The following is an 18,821-nucleotide window of genomic DNA, read 5'->3' on the forward strand; positions in this document are numbered from 1 at the left end:
TTACCGGTCTGTAATCAGCATCGCATCTCCATACGTACCAAAGCGGTACTCTTCCTTCAATGCCACATTGTATGCCTCCATCACCTGCTCGTAACCGCCGAAAGCGGCAACAATCATCAGCAGGGTACTGAGCGGCATGTGGAAGTTGGATATCATGGCATTGGCCACGGTAAAGTCGTACGGCGGGAAGATGAACTTGTTGGTCCAACCCTCGTATTCCTTCAAATGTCCGTCGGTGCTGACGGTGCTCTCGATGGCACGCATCACGGTGGTACCTACGGCACAGACTTGGCGGTTCAGGTCTTTGGCATGGTTCACAATCCGTACGGCTTCCTCGTTCACAATCATCTGCTCGGAGTCTGTCTTGTGCTTGGTGAGGTCTTCCACATCAATGTCGCGGAAGTTACCCAAGCCGGCATGCAGGGTGATGTAGGCAAAGTCAATACCCTTGATTTCCATACGCTTCATCAGCTCGCGGCTGAAGTGCAGGCTGGCGGTAGGCGCCGTAACAGCTCCTTCGTTGCGTGCAAAAATAGACTGGAAACGTTCGGCATCGTCCGGCTCTACGGGACGGTTGATGATGCTGTGGGGCAGCGGCGTTTCGCCCAGCGCATAGAGCGCCTTCTTGAACTCATCGTGCGGACCGTCGTAAAGGAAACGAAGCGTACGCCCACGCGAAGTGGTGTTGTCGATAACCTCAGCCACCATAGAGTCGTCGTCACCGAAGTAGAGCTTATTGCCGATACGTATTTTACGGGCAGGATCCACCAGTACATCCCACAACCGGAGCTCTTCGTTCAACTCACGCAACAAGAACACTTCAATACGCGCACCGGTCTTTTCCTTGTTACCGTACAAGCGGGCAGGGAAAACCTTGGTGTCGTTGAAGATAAACACATCTTTGTCATCAAAATAGTCCAGAACATCCTTGAACATCTTGTGCTCAATCTCACCCGTCTTACGGTGCAACACCAGCAGACGTGACTCGTCTCTGTACTTCGTGGGGTGCAAAGCTATCTTCTCTTCGGGAAGCTTGAATTTGAATTGCGACAGTTTCATAATTAGTTATGAGTTATAAGTTATTTATTATTTATATCAGTCTGTTTTAGTCATAAGAGGGTATGAGTTATCCGGCAGTATGCTACACTTCATAGCAAATAACTCATAACTTATAACTAAATATCTATCTCCTGCGCCTCTATCCACTCTTTAAAATCGAGGGGATTGAGGCAGTCTGCCAGCCGGACGTCGCCTACGCGGGTACGCTCCAGGGCGGTGAGGTGAGCGCCGCTCTGCAGGGCTTCGCCGATGTCACGTGCCAGGGCGCGGATATAGGTTCCTTTGCTGCATACTACGCGTACCTTTATCCACGGTTCGGCAATATCCAGCCCGTCGTCCAGCAGCTCTATCTCGTCGATGACGAGCAACTTGGGTTTCAGCTCTACCTCCTCTCCCTTGCGGGCAAGGTCGTAGGCACGTTTCCCGTTCACCATACATGCCGAGAAGGCGGGAGGCACTTGCTGTATCTCGCCGATGAACTTCTTCAGCGTCTCCTCCACCAGTCCGCGGGTGATGTGCTCCGTGGGATAGGTGGCATCTATCTCATGTTCCAGGTCGTAAGAGGGAGTGGTGGCGCCCAACCGGATGGTGGCGACGTACTCCTTCGTGTGATACTGGAATTCCTCAATCCGTTTCGTGGCCTTGCCCGTACAGACTATCATCACCCCCGTAGCAAGCGGGTCGAGGGTACCGGCATGGCCTACTTTCAACTTCTTCTCCTTTATCCGCCGGCAGATGTGGTAACGCGCATGTCCCACAACCTTGAACGATGTCCATCCCAGCGGTTTATTGAAATAGAGGACTTCTCCTTCTTTAAAATTCATTGGCCTCTCCCCTAACCCCTCCCCGGTAGGGAGGGGGATAAAATGGTACAACTTAATATTTTTCTCTTATTGATTTCCGGAGTAATCAGTCTTTCCCCCCACACAAGGAGGGGACTTTAGCTTAATATGAGCGTTATGACACCGGCTATCGCGCAATAGATGGCAAAATAAATCAGCTTGCCCTTCTTCACAATATTTATCATCCACTTGCAGGCCAGGCAGCCCGAAACAAAAGCAGCCAGGAAACCTACCACCAGCGAAAGTGTCGGAATATCCCCTGCAACCGCCTCACCTTTCATCATCTTCATTCCATCCAGCAGTGCCTCGCCCAGGATGGGAGGCATCACCATCAGGAAAGAGAACTGTGCCAGCTTCGCCTTGTTGTCGCCCAGCAACAGACCGGTTGCAATGGTACTGCCCGAACGGGAAAGCCCCGGAAGCACCGCGCATGCTTGTGCAAGACCGATGATAAAGGCATCCTTCATGCTGATGTTCTCCTTCTGCTTCGGCTTATAATAATAGGAGAAAGACAGCAGCAGAGCTGTCAGCAGCAGGCAGCAGCCCACAACGACCAGTCCCGAACCGAAAATGGCCTCTACTTCGTCCTTGAAAAATACCCCCACAATGCCGATAGGTATCATGGATACCAGTATATTGATGACGTAACGTGTCTCCTCGTTCATCTGCCACTTGAACAGTCCCTTGAAAATCCAGTCAATCTCTTTCCAGAGTATCACCAGCGTACTGAACACCGTAGCCACATGTACCACTATCGTAAAAGCAAGATTCTCCTCTCCCTCAATACCGAACAATGCCGAACCGATGGCGAGGTGTCCGCTACTGCTCACCGGCAGATATTCGGTCAGTCCTTGAATAAGCCCAAGGATAAGCGCTTCAAACCATTCCAATTTGTTTAAGTTTTTAAGTTCTTGAGTTGCCGGAGGGGCTGTCCGGAAGCTCTGTTACTACTTTCTTTCTGATTATTTTTCAGACGCAGATAACGCAGATGACACGGATTTCTAATATTCCAATCTGCGTCATCTGTGTAATCCACGTCTGAAAGTTTACTCCTCTGCACGACAGCTTTTAGGCTTGCGCAGCACGGCATATATCATGAACACAAACCCCAGCAGGCAAACTACCGGAGCCACCTTGATGCGTCTCACACTAAAAATGTCCGGCTCAAAGGTCGTCGGGGTAGACACGGGGCCGGTCATCAGAAGAAAACCAATGATAACCACCGCCATTCCGATGCCAAGCAGGATAAAATTGGTCTTATCAAAAGCGAATTTCTCTTTACTCATCTATACATTTACTATTTTACTATTTACAATTTACTATTTGGGGGCTGCGATAACAGTGCTTTCTCTCTATGCACTTCAAGGCGTTAAATATAATACAGTGTGCTTGCCTTCATCCTCAGATATTTGTTGATGGAAAGCAAAGCGCACAGCCACGTAATAAGTACACCGAACACCAGCACGGCACCCGACACCAGCACCATCACCTCGGGCGTAATCACCTTGACCAACTCCGGTTCGTAGGACACCAGCCAATAGGCGGCTCCCCACAGAATGCTGTCGGCTATGAAAGCGGCCAGCACACCTATCCAGAAATTGCGCCGCAGAAACGGACGACGGATGAATGCCCAGCTTGCCCCCACCAGCTTCATGGTGTGGATAAGGAAACGCTTGGAATATATAGCCAGACGGATGGTGTTGTTTATCAGCGCAAAGGAGATAAACGTCAGTATCACAGCCAGCCCCAGCAGCATCAAGCTGATATTCCTTATATTATCGTTCACGGCATCTATCAAGTCTTTCTGGTAGAGCACTTCCTGGATATTGGTATTCTTTTTAATCAGTTTCTCTATTTTGGCGATGCTGTCCGAATTGGCATAGTCGGAATGCAGCTTGATTTCGATGGAGGCAGTGAAAGGATTGTAGCCGAGGAACTCTTGCGGGTCCGTACCCATCGCCTCAGTCTGCTCGCGGAGTGCCTGCTTCTTGGAAATGTATTCCGTCTGCTTCACAAAAGCCTCCTTGTCCAGCCTCTTCTGAAGCTTCAGGATGTCGCTCTCCTTCATGTCGTCACTGACAAGCACGGAGAAACTGATGTTCTCCTTGACGTACACGGAAAGATTATGAGCCGCGAGCACAAAGAATACAACCAGCCCCAACAGCAGTAACACCAGCGTCGTACTGATGCTGGACGTAATGAACTGCATGTCAAAATAGGATACCGAGTTATTCTTTGCTTTCATTATACCAATTATAAGTTACGAGTTACAAGCTACAAGTTATGTAAATCAGTCGCTATTAATCATTAATCCCTAATCCCTTTTCTCACCCTTTCTTCCTGAACACGTAAATCATGGAACTGCTGCGTTCCTTCTTCACCAACGCGCTGAACCAGGCCAGTGTACCGGTCACCATTCCCCGCAGGAAAGTACACGAGTGCCTCATGTGCTTTTCTGTCAGCATGGAGACGTAGAAGGCATCGAACGGCATGGGATGCCGCTCTGCCATGATGAAACCATGCTTGGAACCGAATTGCTGGATGGTGCCCGGTGTGAAGTGCCACAAATGGCGGGGCACATCGTAGGCAGCCCAGTAAGCCCCGTATTTCTTTGCGTCGAAGGAGGAGCAGTTGGGCACAGCTACAATCAGCACCCCCTTTTCAGTCAGCAGGGAGTGCAGGGTTTCCCACGTTTCGTTGAGGGGTTCCAGATGTTCCATGACATGCCATAGGGTGATGACATCGAAACTGCCCGGTGCAAAATCTTTCAATGCCGTATGGGGTTTCACATCCAGATTGAAGTGTTCTTTGGCAAAGGCACGCGCCTGCGCACTCTTTTCCACAGCTTCCACCTGCCAGCCGCGACGCTGCATGGCATCGGCAAAGTAACCGGTCCCCGTACCCAAATCCAGCAGGCTGCCCTCCTTGCGGTGTGCTTCACGGAGCACAAGGCGTGCCTTGCGTCCCAGCATATAGTTGCGCACCCAATGGTACACGGAGTTCATCGCCCCCTTGCGGGTATCGGTATGTGATATGTAATCAGGAGTTTCGTAGTAACGACCGATTTCAGCCTCCACGGGAAAGTCCTGCGTGAAAAGGAAACCGCAATCCCGGCAGCGGCACAAGTGGAACATTTCGCCCGAGGCATAATGGTCTACACATGTCAGGGCACGCTCCAAATGCGTTCCACCACATAACGGACAAGCTTTTATAGTGAGTTTATTCATCGAACGTTCTGCCAATAAGGAAGTGCAGCCCGAATGAAACAGACCACACCATACCTAAATTTGGTGCAAAATAACAAATAAAAAGTGATTTATAGGGTTTCCATTAAGGAGATTTAAGAAAACAAACACTTGCTCCGGCCAGCCGGCGGAACGAATGACCAACTGTTCGATATTAAGCGGACAACTGTCCGATAATGAACAGTTTTCGAAAGCATCTATTCATTGATTATCAACAACTTAAATCTTTGGCATGGGAATTGACTATAATTAGGCGAAGGCGTTTGAGAAAAAGATTAGTTGGAATGCAACTTTTTAATCGGGAACAACGTCTAAAAGAAACAGAGTAAGTAACAACAATTAAAAATAAAGATTATGAAAACTACAAATTTATTCAAGGCAGTCGCATTCGTAGCAATGACTATCGTAAGCGTTATGAATACAGAAGTGAAAGCTCAGGAAAACAACTTCATCACCAATGAAGAAGTGAAAAACGAATTAGTAGTTGCCAAGACCATCTTTAAGCAAGACGGTGCACAACTTTACCGGCACATCCGTTATGAATACTCTTATGACGACCAGAAACGCCTGACCTGCAAAGAAGCCTCCAAGTGGGACGGTGCAAAAGACGAATGGACACCTTACTTTAAGATGACATACCAATATGGCAATGATGAAATCACCATGTCCTACGCACGTTGGAACGAGTCTCACAAGGCTTATGACAAAGACATGAAGAAAAGTGTGTATGAATTGAACGATGAAAACATGCCGGTAGCTTACAAACTCTACAATCAGGACGCGCCAAAGTCCGAATTGACCCTGGTAAGCTACAACAGGACTGACTACGTAGCGAATATTCTGGCCATGGCAGAATAAAATTTAAAGTTTATAATATGGAAAGCACGAGCCTCACGGCCCGTGCTTTTATTCTATATACCGGTGTCATCATACTGATGTCATCGAGACTTTTCTATCCCGTCAGCCGGCTACCTCTTCTCCTTTCAGCGTAGCCGAACTGGATTCGGTAACCTTCACCATCACAAAATCGCCCACACGGTGCGTGCCACGGTCAAACACCACCACACGGTTCTGCTCCGTACGGCCGAACAACTGGTCGCGGCTGCGTTTGGAAACACCTTCCACCAGCACCTCGTACGTCTTGCCCACGCAACGGGCATTCGCCTCGGCAGAGAGACGGTTTTGCAAGGCGATGATTTCATTCAGACGGCGAATCTTCACCTCCTCGGGCACATCGTCCGGCAGGTACTTGGAAGCATGCGTACCGGGGCGTTCGCTGTACTTGAACATGAAGGCGGAATCGTATCCGCACTCCTCCATCAGCGAGAGGGAAAGCTGGTGGTCCTCCTCCGTCTCACTATGGAAACCGGAGAATATATCCGTAGATAAGCCACAATCGGGGATGATGCGGCGGATGGCTGCCACGCGGTCCATATACCACTCGCGGTCGTACTTGCGGTTCATCAGCTTCAGGATGCGGCTGCTCCCACTCTGTACCGGCAGGTGGATGTGCTTACATACGTTGGGCATGTCGGCAATGACCTGGAGAGTTTCGTCGCTCATGTCTTTAGGGTGCGAGGTAGTGAAACGGATACGTACGCCCGGCGCTGCCTCTGCCACGGTGCGCAGCAGCATTGGGAAAGTAATCGTCTCTCCGTCCGGCTTCTCGAAGCGGTAGGAATTGACGTTCTGTCCCAGCAGGGTGACTTCCTTATAACCCTTTGCCACGAGGTCGGCCACTTCATTGAGGATGCTTTCCACATCACGGCTACGCTCACGGCCACGGGTGTAGGGAACGATGCAGTAAGTACAGAAATTATTGCACCCACGCATGATGGAGACGAAGCCGGAGATGTGGTTTCCGCAGATGCGCGAGGGAATGACATCCCGATAGGTCTCTGTAGTGGAAAGCTCCACGTTGATGGCTTTCTCACCGGCCTCTACCGAGGCAATCAGTTCGGGCAGAGTAAGATAGGCATCCGGCCCCACCACCAGGTCCACATGATGGTTGGTGATTAAGTCGTCCTTCACACGCTCTGCCATACAGCCCAGCACACCCACTATCAAGCCGCGTTTCTTCTTCTTGAGCGAGTGGAAGAACTCCAGACGGTTCAGAATCTTCTGCTCCGCATTGTCGCGGATGGAGCAGGTGTTCATAAACACTGCATCGGCTTCCTCCAGGGTGTCGGCCACCGAATATCCCGCCATCTGCATGACGGATGCAATCACTTCACTGTCGGCCACATTCATCTGGCAGCCGTAAGTCTCGATAAACAACTTCTTGTTGTCATCAGCAGTTGCAGATTTAAAGTCTGCTCCCGTTACTTTTTCCATAATCAGTTCGTTTAAAATCAGTTTATATCATAAGTTGGTATCTGTCATCCGGAGCGCAAAGATACTTCTTCCCTCCCAATAAACGGATGAAATGAAAGAAAAATGCCATTACAAGTTGTCAATCTGCGCCTTATCAGCTAATTTATGTTAAGAGAGCAAACATTTTCCGAGTGTTAATTTGGCATAGAGCAAATTAATTCACAAATTTGTGGAATGAAAGAAACATTAGATTTTTTCATAGTTAAGGTTTAGGTTAAAAAAATTAAGGGGAGCTGTGAAGCTGCCCTTTTTTATTACCAATTCCTTGGCTGTAATCAGATTAAATAATTAACTTTGCCCAAAAGCAAAGATAAGAGATAATTGCACTATCTTTGGGTGGAAAATCAAAAAGAATATGGAAGATGTCTTCAAGTTTCTGTTAGTTGCGGCTGTCATAGTAATCGGACTCGTCAAGCAGTTTAAGAAAGAAGCAAATAAAAATGCTGACAAGAGTCCCGACATACCTATGCCCGACGTTGACAACCCACTGCCCGAATACTGGGGCGGAGATACTTACGGAGGCTTTATTTCCGGAGGCCCCAAGCCGGCAGAAAAGCCCAAGCCGGTATCCAAACCGTCTGCCAAATCCAAGCACACTTCCATAAAGGCTTCCCCTCCCTCCCCGGCATCCCGTCCGCAAGAATCCGATGAAGTAACGTCCGAATACGGCATCCACTCGGCAGAAGAAGCGAGGAAAGCCATCATCTGGTCAGAAATACTTCAACGGAAATATTAAAGACAGTCGATAATTGCAGAACCAATTACGAGCCCCTTCAGAATCTTTACACGAAAAAATAACTATTTATATTATGGCACTCAATTACATTTCGGCAGCAGAAGCTGCGAGCCTGATTAAACATGGCTACAACATCGGCTTGAGCGGATTTACTCCCGCAGGAACAGCCAAAGCCGTTACGGCTGAATTAGCAAAAATCGCGGAAGCAGAACATGCAAAAGGAAACCCGTTCCAGATAGGTATCTTCACCGGTGCTTCTACCGGAGACTCTTGCGACGGTGTGCTCTCGCGCGTCAAGGCCATCCGCTACCGCGCGCCCTACACCACCAACTCCGACTTCCGCAAAGCCGTGAACAATGGCGAAATAGCCTACAACGACATCCATCTCTCACAGATGGCGCAGGAAGTACGCTATGGTTTCATGGGAAAAGTAAACGTTGCCATCATCGAGGCATGCGAGGTTACTCCCGACGGTAAAATCTACCTGACGGCAGCCGGCGGTATCGCTCCGACTGTCTGCCGCCTGGCCGACCAGATTATCGTGGAACTGAATGCCGCCCACAGCAAGAACGCCATGGGCCTGCACGACGTCTACGAACCCCTCGACCCGCCCTGCCGCCGCGAAATCCCCATCTACAAGCCGAGCGACCGCATCGGCCTGCCCTACATACAGGTAGACCCTAAGAAGATTGTGGGCGTAGTGGAGACCAACTGGCCGGACGAGGCACGTTCGTTTGCCGCCGCCGACCCGCTGACCGACAAAATCGGACAGAACGTGGCCGACTTCCTTGCCGCCGACATGAAACGCGGAATCATTCCGCCTACCTTCCTGCCGCTGCAATCCGGTGTGGGCAACATTGCCAATGCCGTATTGGGTGCTTTGGGACGTGACAAGACCATCCCGCCGTTTGAAATGTACACAGAAGTCATCCAGAACTCTGTTATCGGACTTATCCGCGAAGGCCGCGTGAAATTCGGCAGCGCCTGCTCACTGACCGTAACGAACGACTGTCTGGAAGGCATCTACCAGGATATGGACTTCTTCCGCGACAAGCTGGTGCTCCGTCCGTCGGAAATCTCCAACAGCCCGGAAGTGGTGCGCCGACTCGGTGTTATCTCCATCAACACCGCCATCGAAGCCGACATCTACGGCAACGTGAACTCCACGCACATCGGCGGAACCAAGATGATGAACGGCATCGGCGGAAGCGGTGACTTCACCCGCAATGCCTATATCTCCATCTTCACTTGTCCGTCCGTTGCCAAGGAAGGTAAAATCTCGGCTATCGTGCCGATGGTTTCGCACATGGACCACACGGAGCATGACGTCAACATCATCATCACCGAACAAGGTGTGGCCGACCTCCGCGGCAAGAGTCCGAAAGAACGTGCACAAGCCATCATCGAAAACTGTGTCCATCCGGACTACAAGAACATACTGTGGGATTACCTGAAGCTGACCGACGGCAAATCACAAACTCCCCACGCTCTGCGCGCCGCACTGGCTATGCACGCTGAGCTGGCCAAAAGTGGAGACATGAAGAATGTAGACTGGGCACAGTATAAATAAACCGCTCCCTCAAAGGCGGAGAGAAACCGCCCGAAAGATATGCCGCGTTGCATGTATATTTCCGGTTTGCTGGATCTATATATGCAACGCGTTGCATATATAGATGGAACACGCTGCATCTATAGATCCAACAACAAGCTATTTCAGTACCTACTACATCCCTGCATCAATTCCTGGCAAAACCTCCTTCTTACCGGTAAACTCACTATCTTTTGCTTCAGTTTCCTTTTCAGTTTCTTCAATCGATCTCTCACCGAGCCAACACTTATCGTTCGCATTGAGTGAAAAACTGCAATAATTTGTCTAGAGAAATACTTGCCTCCATTTGATCCCTCCTATTCATTGAAAACGGGCTGTCCTGGAATCACTTCCCGGACAGCCCTTCCTTCACATTTAAAATGAAGATGCAGAGAGAGTAGTATGATGACACTCTATTCCTGACCTCCCCCTAACGCCTTGTAGAGGTTAATCAGGCTTTGTATTTCAGAAAATCGATTTGCCGTCTGTGCCAGTTGTGCGTTGAGCAATGTCTGCCGGACGGTAAGCACCTCCAGATAGGTGGTGTTGCCATGCTCCATCAGCAGGGAAGTGCTGCGGGCAGCTGTCTGCAAGGAAGCTACCTGCTTGTCCAGCAGTTCGCTTTTGGATAGGCTTGTCTGCCAGGCAGTCAAGGCATCGTTCACCTCGCTGCCTGCATTCAGCAATGTCTGCTGGAAGGCAAGGGAAGCCTCCTCCTGCTGGGCACGGGCTATGCGGTACTGTGCAATGACCTGCCCGCGGGCAAAGAGCGGCTGCGTCAGCGAACCCACTGCCGAAGCCAGGAACTTGCCGGGATTCACAATCATTGAACCGGCAGAATTGGTCCAGCCCGCACTCCCGCCCAGCGTGATGGAGGGATAGAAGGCAGAGCGCGCCGCATTGGTGCCGTAGAACGCCGCTTCCAGTGTCCGCTCAGCCGAACGGACATCAGGACGGCAGGAAAGCATCTGAACAGGAATTCCTATGGAAAAGTCTGCGGGGAACTGCTGCTCGGCCAGCACACCGCGTTCATAACGGCGGGGTGTCTCTGCCAGCAACAAAGCAAGGCTGTTCTCCACTTGGTTTATCTGCTCTTCCAAATCGAGCACGGAAGCCTGCACCTGATAGTAGGCAGCCTCCATCTGCGAAACTGCCGACTCATCAGCCATGCCCGCATTCATCAGCGCACGGGTAGAAGCAACGGTTTCCTTCCAAGTCTCTTCCGTCTGCCTGGAGATGGCAAGTTGTTCGTCCAGCATCAACAGGGTATAGTAGGTATTGGCTATCCCGGCAATGAGCTGGGTGCGCACCGCTTGGCGATAGTCCCGGCTCTGCGCATAGAGCGCCTTCGACTGTTTCTTGGCATTGCGCATACGGCCGAAAATATCCAGTTCCCAACTGGCAGTGACGGGCAGCGAATAGGTCTGCGTAGCCTTGTGGCTGTCAAAGCTGCTCACCGTGCCCTGCGGTGCAAGGGCAAAGGAGGGCAGGAAAGCAAGCTTTGCGGACAGCAAGGTGGCTTCGGCTTCCTCCACGCGGAGTTGTGCCGACTGGTAGTCGGTATTGTTCTGTAACCCCTGCCCGATAAGCGCCTGCAAGTGGGGGTCAGTGAAAAGCTCGCGCCAGTCCATTCCGCCCAAGCCACGGTTCAGGCTGTCTTCGGTAGCCACCGGAGAACCGTCGGTGCTCTCCGTAAAAGCGGCCGTTTCTTCCCCGTAGAGGCCGTCGGGAACCTCGGTAGCGGGTTTGTATTTGGTGTACACGCCGCAACTGCTGAACAGCAAACCGGCGGCGGACAATAGGATGATATGTTTCTTCATTGTTCCAATCTGTTTTTTTATTCCGTTTCCTCTGCATAAACTCAATTCTTCGCCCGTTCGGCCTCACTTTTCTGCTTTTCGAGCAATACCTGCACATCGGCTTCCTCCTCCATCGGCGGACGGATTTTCTCCTGCAGATACTCGAAAATGATGTAGAACACCGGAACGACGAAAAGCAATGCCAATGTTCCTACAAGCATACCGCCTACTACACCCGTACCCAGCGAAGAGTTGCCGTTGGCGCCCGCACCGCTGGAGAACATCAACGGAAGCATACCGAATATCATCGTCAGTACCGTCATCAGGATAGGACGCAGGCGGACCTGGGCAGCCGAGTAAGCCGATTCCACAATGCCCATTCCCTTGCGGCGGCGCTCGATGGCATACTCCGTAATCAGAATGGCTGTCTTGGCAAGCAGACCAATCAACATAATCACACCCGTCTGCAGATAGATGTTGTTTTCCAATCCCAGTACTTTGGCAAAGAGGAACGACCCCATCAGCCCGAACGGTACGGAGAAGATGACCGCAAACGGTATCAGGAAACTCTCATAAAGACATGCCAGGATGAGATAGATAAGGAAGATACAGATGGCATAAATAAAGACAGTCTGCGCACCACCAGTATTGGCTTCCTCACGTGCCATACCTCCGTACTCGTAACCGTAGCCCAGCGGCAATGTCTGTTCCGCCACTTCCTCAATCACTTTCTGCACTTCGCCGGAGGAATATCCTTCTGCCGGATTCACGTTGGCAGAGATGGCACTATACAGATTGAAGCGGTTGGCCGTCTCCGGACCAAGCACCCGGTTCAATGTCACAAACTGACTGACCGGAGCCATCTCCGCACCGTTGCGTACAAACATATTGCTCAACGCCTGCTCGTCCAGACGATATTCGGGCGATGCCTGCATCATGACGCGGTACACCTTACCGAACTGGTTGTAGTTGGAGATATAAGCTCCACCGCAATAACTGCCCAACGCATCGAGCACCGCACTCGGCGAGATGCCTGCACGCTTGCACTTGGCCGCATCCACATCTACCGATACCTGCGGGAAGTTCATGGCATAAGAGGTATACGCCATCGCCACTTCGGGCCGCTGGTTCAAGGCACCCAAGAACTGCATCACCGACTCGTAGAACACCGTTCTGTCACCGCCCGTCCTGTCCTGCAGGTTCAGCTCAAGGGAGTTACCCATACCGTAGCCCGGAATCATACCCGGCTGGAAGCTGAATATCTGTGCCTCCTTCACACCGTAGAACTGGGCATTGAGGCGTGCCACCACAGCATCGGACGTGTGTTCGCTTCCCTTTCGCTCACTCCAGTCCTTCAGACGAATGATGATGGTACCGTAGGAAGTTCCCTGGCCGGACATCAGCCCGTAGCCTGCCACCTTAGAATAGTGCTCTATCTCAGGGGTATGTTTCAAAATGTCCTCCAGCTTGTCCATCACCTTCGTGGTTTCTTCCAGTGTGCTGCCCGGCGAGGTGCTGACGTTCACCATGATGACACCCTGGTCCTCCTGCGGCACAAGCCCCGTCTTGGTGGTACTCATCAAGTAGACCAGCAGCACGATGGCGGCTACCAATGAAGTCCATACCATCCAACGGTGGCGGATGAAGAACATGACACCTTTCTTATACTTGCCCAGCACGGCGTTGAACGAAGCATTGTATGCCGCACGCACCCGTCCGTTGATGCTCTTCGCACTCTTCGTACCGTCCGACGGACGCATCATGATGGCGCACAAGGCGGGGCAAAGCGTCAATGCCGAAATCATGGAGATGCCCACTGCCGTTGCCATCGTAATGCCGAACTGCGTATAGAACACACCCGAAGTACCGCCCATAAACGTCACGGGGATAAACACCGCCATGAACACGCAGGTACAAGAGATGATAGCCATCGTCACATCGCCCATCGCATCCTTCGTGGCAAGGTAGGGAGACTTATATCCGGCGTCGAACTTGGACTGCACAGCCTCCACCACCACGATGGCATCGTCCACCACCGTACCGATGGCAAGCACCAGCGCAAACAGCGTCAGGATGTTGAGACTGAACCCCGCAGCCACCAGGCAGGCAAACGTACCGACCAGCGACACGATGATGGAGATGGACGGTATAAGCGTACTCTTGAGGTCCTGCAAGAAGAAGTACACTACCAGAATCACCAGGATAATGGCAATGACCAGCGTCTCCACCACATTGTGTATGGAAGCGAAGAGGAAGTCGTTGGAGCTCATCATCGTCACAAACTCCGTCCCTTCGGGCAAGCTCTTCCTCATCTCGTCTATCTGTGCGGTAATCTGCTTGTTGACGGCGGTTGCGTTGGAGCCTGCCGTCTGGAACATCATGAAAAGTACAGCCGGCTTGCTGTCCATCTCACTGCGGAAACTGTAAGTCAGCGTGCCCAACGCCACATCCGCCACGTCCTTCAGACGGAGCACGGAACCGTCGCTCTGCGAACGGACCACCGTGTTCTGGAATTCCTCCACACTCTTCAGGCGTCCGCGATATTTCATCGTAAACTGGAATACGTTCTTTGAATTTTCGCCCAGCGAACCGGTGGGCGCTTCGATGTTCTGCTCGCCCAATACGGCAGTCACATCCGAGGGAACCAGTCCATACTGCGCCATCCGTTCCGGTTTCAGCCAGATACGCATACTGTAAGTATCGCCCAGCTCCATTACATCACCCACACCCTCGATACGCTTGATTTGCGGAATCACGTTGATGTCGAGGTAATTGGCAAGGAAGGTCTGGTCGTAGCGTCCGTCGGTGCTTACCAAAGCACCGATTTGCAGGAAGCTGGTCTGTCGCTTCTGGGTAGTCACACCGATTTTCGTTACTTCGGCAGGCAGCAGTCCCTGCGCTTTGGATACGCGGTTCTGTACGTTCACCGCAGCCATGTCGGGGTCCGTGCCCTGCTTGAAGTAGACCTGTATGGTGGCAGAACCGGCATTGGTGGCGGTAGAGCTGATGTACATCATGTTCTCCACACCGTTGATGCTCTCCTCCAACGGCATGATGACACTGTTCAATACGGCTTCGGCATCTGCACCGGTGTAGTTGGCGCTGACGTACACCGTGGGAGGCGCAATGTCAGGATATTGTTCCACCGGCAGCGTAAAGAGCGAGATAAGCCCTATCACCAGAATCAGTACGGATATGGAGATAGCCATCACCGGCCGCTTTATAAATATATTTCCTTTCATCTTAATGGGTCATTGATAGTTGATAAATAGCAGTTCATTATTTCACCTGTGTCCCTTCGCGCAGCAGTCCGGCACCGGTGGAAACAATCTCGTCGCCGACTTCCAGTCCGTCCAGCACTACGTATTCGCGTCCGTCATTTATTCCGGCCACGGTAATCAAGGCAGAAACGGCCTTGCCATCCACTACCTTATATACCACTGTCTTGTCCTGCAACTGCACGGTGGCCTCTTGCGGAATCACAATACAGTTCTTATAAGTGGTAGGCACCACCACCGTGCCCGACGCCCCACTGTGGAGCAGGCGCGATTCATTGGGAAATACCACACGTGCCACTACCGTACCCGTCTGACGGTCAATGACGCCACTGATGGACTCGATGGTTCCTTTCTTGTCATAGACGGAATTGTCGTTCAGTCTCAGTTCCGCTTGAGGCATGTTCTTCAATGCCTCGTCCATGCTTCCGTATTGGCGGGTCAGGGCAAGCAACTGGTTCTCGGTCATGGAAAAGTAAACGTACATGTCGCTGTTGTCACTGACCGTTGTCAGCGGTTGCGGCAAGCTGGGGCTGACCAATGCCCCTGCACGGTAGGGCAATGCCCCCACCACCCCGTCGCTGGGACTCTTCACTTCCGTATAGGAGAGGTTGTTGCGTGCGCTTATCTCCTGGGCCTCGGCCTGCGAGAGTTGCGCCTTGGCGGTAAGGTAGCTGTTTTCGGCAGTCTTCAGGCTGAATTCCGAAACCACTTTCTGCGCATACAGTTCCTTGTTGCTGTTATAAGTCAGTTCGGCAGTAGCCAGTGCGGCACGTGCCGCTTCCACATTGGCAACGGCCGTTTTGAGTGCAGCCTTGTAGGGAACCTGGTCGATGATGAAAAGCAGTTGTCCCCGGCGCACCTTCTGCCCCTCGGTCACACACAACTTCTCGATGGTACCCGACACTTGCGGATAAATATCTATGTCCTGCCGTCCGCGTATCGTTGCTGAGTACGAAGTGGAAAGCTCTTTGTCCGTCGCCTCCACTTTCATGGTAGCATAAGAAGGTTTCATTCCGGAAGCATCCGATGCCTGCTTGCAAGATGCCAAACACATTGTACAACCGACAATCCCTATCAGCCGTATCCATTTCCTGTTCAATGTAATCATACTTTTTCTCATTGTCTTTTTGTTAAAACTGGTGGCAAAAGTAGGAGAAAGGAACAACGCCATAATGACCAATTACACTCCAAAGATGTTCCTTTTTCGACATTCATCTTTTTTAAGGCTAATGAATTGTCTATAAATGATATATAGAACAAGAAAGCCGCATAATGGAACATCCCATATTTCCCATTATTCACCAACTTTGCAAAACGAAAAAGGAAGAATATGGAGAAAGGGAACATAAAAATCGTAGAAATCGCGGACTTTAAAAACAGCGAACATGTCCTTGACTATGTAGACAATGACTTTGTCATAATCAACAGTCTGGAGGGAAGCCCCTACAATGAAGATACAATAAGATTGGGATGCTTCCTTATCGCTATCTGTCTAGAAGGCTGCATCCAGTTGGACGTCAACTACAAAACCTACCAACTGGAAGCAGGCGACTTACTGCTCGGCCTTCCCAATACCATTATCAGCCACGCGATGGTAAGCCCAAAGCACAAGATAAGGCTTGCCGCATTCTCCACACAGTTCCTACAACGCGTGGTCAAGATGGAGAAGGATACATGGAATACCGTTATGCATATCCACAACAGTCCCATAAAGTCTGTCGGGGAGGAAGGGGACAAGGAAATCTTCAAATTCTACCGAGAACTGCTTATGGCAAAGATAAACGACGAGCCTCATCACTACCACAAGGAAGTGATACAATACCTGTTCTCGGCCATTTTCTGTGAAATGCTGGGTCGTCTCAACAAGGAAATGAATCCTTCCGAAATGACAGTCGATACAAAAGAAAGCATCAAACAGTCCGACTATATCCTGCGTAAGTTTATAGAGATGTTGTCCAAAGACAACGGCATACACCGTTCTGTAGGATATTATGCCGATGCACTCTGCTACAGCCCCAAACACTTTTCGAAGGTTATCAAACAAGCGTGCGGACGTACACCGCTTGACTTGATTAACGAAAGTGCCATCGAGCACATCAAGTACCGGCTGAAGCATTCGGACAAGTCCATCAAGGAGATTGCAGAAGAATTTAATTTCCCCAACCAGTCTTTCTTCGGGAAGTATGTGAAGTCTTATCTGGGTATGTCTCCGGCACGCTACCGCAATACGAAAGAGGAATGATTTCCCCTACTCTTGGGGCTCACTCCGTAAAGGTCTGCATTAGGAAGCTAAACCTTAACTTTACGACGCTAAAGGTCAACTTTACGATGGCTAAACCTCAACGTATCACTTCATCACACACCGCATCCTGGAAAGCGCGTGCTTCCCTGCCCGACAGTGCATTCTGGTTCATGATGGCAAAGGCTATCTCGTGTCCGTTGCGGGCTTTAAGGTAGCCGACCAGGCAGTTGATGGCGGTAAAGGAACCCGTCTTGGCATGTACATTTCTGTGGGAAAGGGTGCCTTTCTTCATGCGGAACTCCAGTGTACCGTCCACGCCGCCAATGGGCAAAGCCTTATAAAGTTTCCGGAAAACATCCGTACGCGAGTAGGCATATCGCAGGAAAGAAACCAAAAGTTCCGGTGAAATGTAGTTGTAATTGGAAAGGCCGCAACCATCTGCCAGATTATACCTATCGGGGTTATATCCCATCTCTTTTATCAGCATGCGGATGGCGGAAAGCCCGTCCTCGGCAGAGACACGCTTCTTTCCGCTGCTCTGCACACCCAACCGGCAGAGCATGGCTTCGGCATTGAGATTATCGCTCTCCTTCATTATCTGTTTCACCACATCCTGCACGGAAGTTTCATAGGAAGCCATCCGCACGGAAAGACTGTCTTGCCGGAACTCGCCGAAGAGGTAAGAGACTTCCGCATCTACCGCCGGAATGCACCGGATGCCTCGTGCCTGCAACCGTTCCATAAAGGTATGCATGAAGAAGTCCTGCGAAGAAAATATATTGACCGTACCTGCACGGCGGGCATCGACGTTGCCCGTCACGGTGATGTTGTTCCCGTTCACCAGCCAGTCGCGCGACACACGGAAACGTCCGGCAGAAGGGGTACGGCTTTGGGTCTTGTTCGTCAGTGTATAATAGGAAGAGGCGGGAGTGCATTCAAGGCGTGCGCTGTCGCCCCGTTCGCCGGGTGTGGCGGTAACCTTCACCACTCCTTTATTCAGCATCAGCGGTGAGAGGTAGGGCTGGAAGGAATAGGGAGTATCATCCCACAACCAGCCGCTGCCCCAGTACAAGGAGTCTTTCATGGAGACATCTCCATACACCTTGCCTTTGATGACAGAGAAGGGGAAACGGGCCACGGCAGCCACCAGGGAATCCAATGCCTCTTCATCAAACTCCGGGTCGTAACCGCCTATCACATACATATTCCCCTGCAAGGTATCGCGCTCAATGGTTCCCTGATACCACACTTCCGTACGGAACGGCTCGTCGGCTTCGGGACGGGAAAGGGCGGTAATGGTGGTCAGCAGCTTCATAGTGGAAGCGGGACGGGAAAGCTTGTCCGCCTGATAGCCGTACAAGGGCTTGCCGGCAGTCAGGTCATAGACCGAAATGGCCACATTAGAGCCTGCGGGAAGTTTGTGTTCTATCAACGCATCAATCCGCGCAGAGAGCGGCTTCACCGGAGTTACCGTCTCTTGGGACCACAATGGGAGCAGGCAGACGGATAAAATTAACAGCAACAATATCCTTTTCATAAATATATTTATCTTTAAAGGCAAAAGTACGACAATCTTACAAATGAACAATAACCAGGTAGTCTTTTCATAAATTATATCCAGCCATCCATCTTAATATTCCTTTAAAAATACTACTTTTA

Annotated in this window: 15 protein-coding genes; 4 read left to right on the forward strand and 11 right to left on the reverse strand. The window is 51.0% G+C overall.

What is annotated here, in order from left to right:
* The 6 genes from queA to DWZ03_RS07825 all read right to left on the reverse strand — a co-directional run bounded on the left by queA (position 1) and on the right by DWZ03_RS07825 (position 5,128).
* Positions 1-1,059, reverse strand: a complete 1,059-nt coding sequence (queA, locus tag DWZ03_RS07800) for a tRNA preQ1(34) S-adenosylmethionine ribosyltransferase-isomerase QueA (RefSeq protein WP_005825296.1) — start codon at positions 1,057-1,059, stop codon at positions 1-3.
* Between the two features lie 116 nt (positions 1,060-1,175).
* Positions 1,176-1,883, reverse strand: a complete 708-nt coding sequence (gene truB / locus DWZ03_RS07805; protein ID WP_005825294.1) for a tRNA pseudouridine(55) synthase TruB — start codon at positions 1,881-1,883, stop codon at positions 1,176-1,178.
* 116 nt (positions 1,884-1,999) lie between these two features.
* The gene (locus tag DWZ03_RS07810) at positions 2,000-2,791 is read right to left on the reverse strand and encodes an undecaprenyl-diphosphate phosphatase (protein WP_005825291.1); all 792 of its coding nucleotides are present in this window, start codon (positions 2,789-2,791) and stop codon (positions 2,000-2,002) included.
* 156 nt (positions 2,792-2,947) lie between these two features.
* The gene (locus DWZ03_RS07815; protein WP_005833999.1) at positions 2,948-3,187 is read right to left on the reverse strand and encodes a DUF3098 domain-containing protein; all 240 of its coding nucleotides are present in this window, start codon (positions 3,185-3,187) and stop codon (positions 2,948-2,950) included.
* A gap of 83 nt (positions 3,188-3,270) precedes the next feature.
* Positions 3,271-4,146 (reverse strand): cell division protein FtsX, encoded by an 876-nt coding sequence (locus DWZ03_RS07820; protein WP_005825286.1) that lies wholly within the window; start codon positions 4,144-4,146, stop codon positions 3,271-3,273.
* Positions 4,147-4,228: 82 nt separating this feature from the next.
* Entirely contained in the window at positions 4,229-5,128 is a 900-nt protein-coding gene (locus DWZ03_RS07825) for a class I SAM-dependent methyltransferase (RefSeq protein WP_057281498.1), read from the reverse strand.
* 372 nt (positions 5,129-5,500) lie between these two features.
* Here DWZ03_RS07825 and DWZ03_RS07830 point away from each other — a divergent pair, with 372 nt between their 5' ends.
* Positions 5,501-6,004: a DUF3836 domain-containing protein gene (locus tag DWZ03_RS07830; RefSeq protein ID WP_008662312.1), complete on the forward strand. Its 504-nt coding sequence runs from the start codon at positions 5,501-5,503 to the stop codon at positions 6,002-6,004.
* Positions 6,005-6,106: 102 nt separating this feature from the next.
* On the opposite strand, the gene miaB is transcribed toward DWZ03_RS07830, so the two are convergent.
* Positions 6,107-7,480, reverse strand: a complete 1,374-nt coding sequence (miaB, locus tag DWZ03_RS07835) for a tRNA (N6-isopentenyl adenosine(37)-C2)-methylthiotransferase MiaB (RefSeq protein ID WP_005825279.1) — start codon at positions 7,478-7,480, stop codon at positions 6,107-6,109.
* Between the two features lie 394 nt (positions 7,481-7,874).
* Here miaB and DWZ03_RS07840 point away from each other — a divergent pair, with 394 nt between their 5' ends.
* Complete coding sequence (locus DWZ03_RS07840) at positions 7,875-8,255, forward strand: hypothetical protein (protein WP_117749277.1); 381 nt, start codon at positions 7,875-7,877, stop codon at positions 8,253-8,255.
* A 73-nt stretch (positions 8,256-8,328) separates the two neighbouring features.
* A complete protein-coding gene (locus DWZ03_RS07845) occupies positions 8,329-9,825 on the forward strand; it encodes an acetyl-CoA hydrolase/transferase family protein (protein ID WP_117749278.1) in 1,497 nt (498 codons plus the stop codon).
* Between the two features lie 431 nt (positions 9,826-10,256).
* On the opposite strand, the gene DWZ03_RS07850 is transcribed toward DWZ03_RS07845, so the two are convergent.
* From DWZ03_RS07850 to DWZ03_RS07860, 3 genes are read right to left on the reverse strand one after another with little or no spacing between them, the layout of a single operon-like run.
* A complete protein-coding gene (locus DWZ03_RS07850; protein WP_120129514.1) occupies positions 10,257-11,663 on the reverse strand; it encodes an efflux transporter outer membrane subunit in 1,407 nt (468 codons plus the stop codon).
* Positions 11,664-11,704: 41 nt separating this feature from the next.
* Positions 11,705-14,884: an efflux RND transporter permease subunit gene (locus tag DWZ03_RS07855; RefSeq protein WP_120129517.1), complete on the reverse strand. Its 3,180-nt coding sequence runs from the start codon at positions 14,882-14,884 to the stop codon at positions 11,705-11,707.
* Between the two features lie 37 nt (positions 14,885-14,921).
* On the reverse strand, positions 14,922-16,028 hold the full coding sequence (locus DWZ03_RS07860; RefSeq protein ID WP_009037532.1) for an efflux RND transporter periplasmic adaptor subunit: 1,107 nt from the start codon (positions 16,026-16,028) through the stop codon (positions 14,922-14,924).
* A gap of 222 nt (positions 16,029-16,250) precedes the next feature.
* On the opposite strand from DWZ03_RS07860, the gene DWZ03_RS07870 reads away from it, so the two are divergent.
* Entirely contained in the window at positions 16,251-17,162 is a 912-nt protein-coding gene (locus DWZ03_RS07870) for a helix-turn-helix domain-containing protein (protein ID WP_117588942.1), read from the forward strand.
* A gap of 97 nt (positions 17,163-17,259) precedes the next feature.
* Here the strand turns inward: DWZ03_RS07870 and dacB are convergent, their stop codons facing one another.
* Positions 17,260-18,699 (reverse strand): D-alanyl-D-alanine carboxypeptidase/D-alanyl-D-alanine-endopeptidase, encoded by a 1,440-nt coding sequence (gene dacB / locus DWZ03_RS07875; protein WP_120129726.1) that lies wholly within the window; start codon positions 18,697-18,699, stop codon positions 17,260-17,262.
* Between the last annotated feature and the right edge of the window lie 122 nt (positions 18,700-18,821).

The sequence above is a fragment of the Bacteroides sp. AF29-11 genome (genome assembly GCF_003602895.1).
In the GTDB taxonomy this organism is placed as follows: domain Bacteria; phylum Bacteroidota; class Bacteroidia; order Bacteroidales; family Bacteroidaceae; genus Bacteroides; species Bacteroides uniformis.